Here is a 3,329-nt window from a genome sequence, read left to right as displayed (position 1 = left end):
TCTCTTCCCATCGTATCGGTTCCAAACAGAAATTCCCGGCACGGCATGACGGAACAGTTTTTCAGATCCATATACGAGGGATCCTTCGTCATGATCTGCCCACAGAAAAGGCAGCCCAGCACAAGAATACCCAGAAAAAGCTCTGCTGCCACCGGCCGGTCCTGATACCATTTTTTCTTTTTTTCTGCTTCTGTTTTTTCTGCAGGCCTCTCTCCTGCAAATTGAAATAATTGTGTTTTTTCTGTCACAGCATCATTACCTCCGATGTTTCTGCCGCTTCTTTCTCCCGCATCCGCGGATCAATTCTCTCGTTGATGATCTGTGCCGCCATATTGCACAGAATCACAACGATTCCGGACATCAGGCAAAGCAGCATCAGAAGATTGTAATCTTTGTACCGTGCGCTCTCATACGCCAGCGTTCCGATACCGGGATACGAGAAAACCGTTTCTACAATATAGGTTCCCCCCAGCACATGCGGAACAGAAATGGCCATGATGCCAAGATACGACGGAATCGTATTCCGCAGGCAATGCCGGAACAGAACCGTCTTTCGTTTCAGCCCCTTGGCTCTTGCCAGAAGCACATACTCTTCCCGCACTTCATCCAGAATTTTATTGCGGATCATATATGCGTAATACCACAAATGACTCAGCACTACGACCGTCATCGGCAGGATCAGATGACAGACACGGTCGGAGAAATCTGTCTGTTTTCCGACAGAGTAGGCACCGGAACTCGGCAGCCATTTGAGCTGCATGGAAAAAACAAGAATCAGAAGCAGCGACAGCCAGAATTCCGGAATACATCCCGTGATGGTTCCCACCTTACAGATGATGCGGTCCAGCCATGTATCTTCCTTCCATGCACAGAGAATTCCAAGAAGCAGCGCGAGGGTGAAAATCAGCAGAAATCCAATGCCGCCAAGCACCAGCGTATTTCCGATTCTTCCCTCGATCACGCGCGTTACATCCATTTTATATTTGTACGAAATTCCGAAATCCCCATGCAGCGCATTGCCTGCCCAGCGGATATACTGTACGGAAATGGGATCCTTCAATCCCAGTTTTTCTTCGGCCCACGCTCTTTCTTCGGGCGTCATTTTTTCCACGCGGTCTCCGTAATATGATACCAGCGGATCTCCCGGCGCAAGCCTTGAAATATAAAATACGAGCACAGACAGCAGCAGAACACTTGCCAGAAATGCCGCTGCTTTTTTTCCATAGTAAAGCACTCTGTTCCGGCTTTTCATCCTGCATCGCCTCCCTCCATCAGCACAAAATGTTCTTTTTCCACTTCCCGCAGTGTTCCCGTCCGGGGAAATTCTGTATTGGAAAAATCCGGTACGGCTCTCGCTCTTTCCCTTCGCGGATCCGGAATCGGAATGGCAGCGATCAGTGCTTTCGTATACGGATGCAGCGGATTTTCAAACACAGCTCGCGCAGGTCCGGTCTCCACCAGTTTTCCATGGTACATCACACCTACTCTGTCACACAGAAATTCGACCATATCCAGATCATGCGCAATAAACAGGAACGAAAAACCGTGCTCCTTCTGCAGATGACGGAACAGATTCACAATCTGTGCCTGTATCGACGCGTCCAGCGATGCAATCGGTTCATCCGCCACCAGAAGCTCCGGCTCCATCGTCAGTGCCCGTGCAATCGCAACGCGCTGCCGCTGTCCGCCGGACAATTCTCCCGGATATTTTTTCAGATATTCCGGATCCAGCCCCACGTATTTCATCTGGAATCTGGCTTCCTCCTCATAGCTTCTCCGCAGCGGCCGGATTTTCTGCACGCGCATCGGCTCCTCAATAATGTCGCGGACCTTCATCTTCTGATTCAGACTGGAACCGGAGTCCTGAAAAATCATCTGGCGTGTCGTCTGCAGCATTTTTTTATTTTTCCGGAACTGGCTTCTGTCGCAGGTATCAATCCCTTTATAATAAATCTGGCCGGCATATGGCTGATAAATATTCATCACACAGCGTGCAGCGGTAGATTTTCCGGAACCGGATTCTCCTACCAGTCCAAAAATTTCTCCTCTTCGAATCTGAAACGATACATCATCGACTGCCTTGACTGCTGTTTTCCGGGACAGTGGAAAAATATGGGTCAGATGACGCACATCCAGCAAAATCTCATGTTCCATCTGTGTTTCCTCCTATCGGCGGCACAACCTTCGGCGCTCTCTCATCCAGCAGCCATGTTGCCGCATAATGGCTGTCTGTGACCCGGAACATCGGCGGCTCCTCCTCAAAATCAATTTCCAGCGCATAAGCATTGCGTCTGGCAAAGGCATCGCCCTTCGGCGGATGGAGAAGAGACGGCGGCATTCCCGGGATAGACGGCAGGCTTTCTTTTCCCCTCGAAAACGCCGGTATGGAACGCAGCAGTCCCCACGTATACGGATGACGGGGATCATAAAAAATCTCATCCACGGTTCCAATCTCTACTATTTTTCCCGCATACATGACCGCTACCCGGTCTGCGATCCGCGCTACAACGCCAAGGTCATGTGTGACAAAGACCGTCGCCGTTCCCAGTTTTTTCTGAATTTCCCGAAGCAGGTCCAGAATCTGTGCCTGAATCGTCACATCCAGCGCTGTCGTCGGCTCATCAGCAAACAGAATTTCCGGATTGCCCGCCAGCGCAATCGCCAGTACGATCCGCTGCCGCATTCCGCCGGAAAAGTGATACGGATATGCCTTTTTCCGCTCTTCTGCCTGCTCGATCCCCACCAGCTGCATCAGTTCTGTCACTCTCTGTTCCACTTCTTCTTTTCCCATGTCTTTCTGATGCGCCCGCACTGCCTCTGCAATCTGCGCTCCGACTGTCATCGTCGGATTTAAGGAAGTCATCGGATTCTGGAAAACCATCGAGAACAGTTTTCCCCGCAGTTCCCGCATTCTTCGCTCCCCGTATCCTGCAATTTCTTCTCCATTGACCAGAATTTTTCCGTTTTTGATCTTTGCATTCTCTGGCAGCAGCTTCATAATACTTTTGCAGAGCACACTTTTTCCGCAGCCTGACTCGCCCACAACAGCGAGCACCTCACCTGCTTTCAGGGAAAAGCTGACATCGCGGACCGCCTGTACTTCCCCCTCATCCGTAAAAAAGCTGACGGAAAGATGCTCCACTTTTAATCGTTCTTTCATTCCGTTTTTCTCCTGTACAGACAAAAAGGAGGTAACCATACCTCCTTCCAGACTGTAGACAAAGCCCTGCTTTTGCAGGGTTTTGCTATTGTTGGAACCGCTTTTCTGATATAATAAATATCAGAAGGGCGGTGTTTTTTATGATGACGAAAAATACAGATAAAAAAAG

General features: G+C 49.8%; 3 protein-coding genes and 1 pseudogene. All 4 read right to left on the bottom strand.

Annotation, left to right across the window (positions count from 1 at the left end; genetic code table 11):
* Positions 1-248, bottom strand: a pseudogene (locus tag ACY2VW_RS13695) (ABC transporter permease); the annotation flags it as partial.
* Entirely contained in the window at positions 245-1,252 is a 1,008-nt protein-coding gene (locus tag ACY2VW_RS13690) for an ABC transporter permease (protein WP_461878427.1), read from the bottom strand. The gene ACY2VW_RS13690 and the pseudogene ACY2VW_RS13695, both read right to left, overlap by 4 nt.
* A complete protein-coding gene (locus ACY2VW_RS13685; RefSeq protein WP_461878426.1) occupies positions 1,249-2,154 on the bottom strand; it encodes an ATP-binding cassette domain-containing protein in 906 nt (301 codons plus the stop codon). Before ACY2VW_RS13685 ends, ACY2VW_RS13690 begins: the two co-directional genes overlap by 4 nt.
* Positions 2,144-3,160, bottom strand: a complete 1,017-nt coding sequence (locus ACY2VW_RS13680; RefSeq protein WP_461878425.1) for an ABC transporter ATP-binding protein — start codon at positions 3,158-3,160, stop codon at positions 2,144-2,146. The genes ACY2VW_RS13685 and ACY2VW_RS13680 overlap by 11 nt, the downstream gene beginning before the upstream one ends.
* Positions 3,161-3,329 lie beyond the last annotated feature (169 nt).

This window comes from Fusicatenibacter sp., assembly GCF_977045365.1.
This window is presented reverse-complemented; position numbering and strand designations above follow the sequence as displayed.

What these genes read in the sequence shown, in the direction of transcription:
- ACY2VW_RS13690 (WP_461878427.1), bottom strand. Translation starts at nt 1,252, where the DNA reads ATGAAAAGCCGGAACAGAGTGCTTTACTATGGAAAAAAAGCAGCGGCA.
- ACY2VW_RS13685 (WP_461878426.1), bottom strand. Translation starts at nt 2,154, where the DNA reads ATGGAACATGAGATTTTGCTGGATGTGCGTCATCTGACCCATATTTTT.
- ACY2VW_RS13680 (WP_461878425.1), bottom strand. Translation starts at nt 3,160, where the DNA reads ATGAAAGAACGATTAAAAGTGGAGCATCTTTCCGTCAGCTTTTTTACG.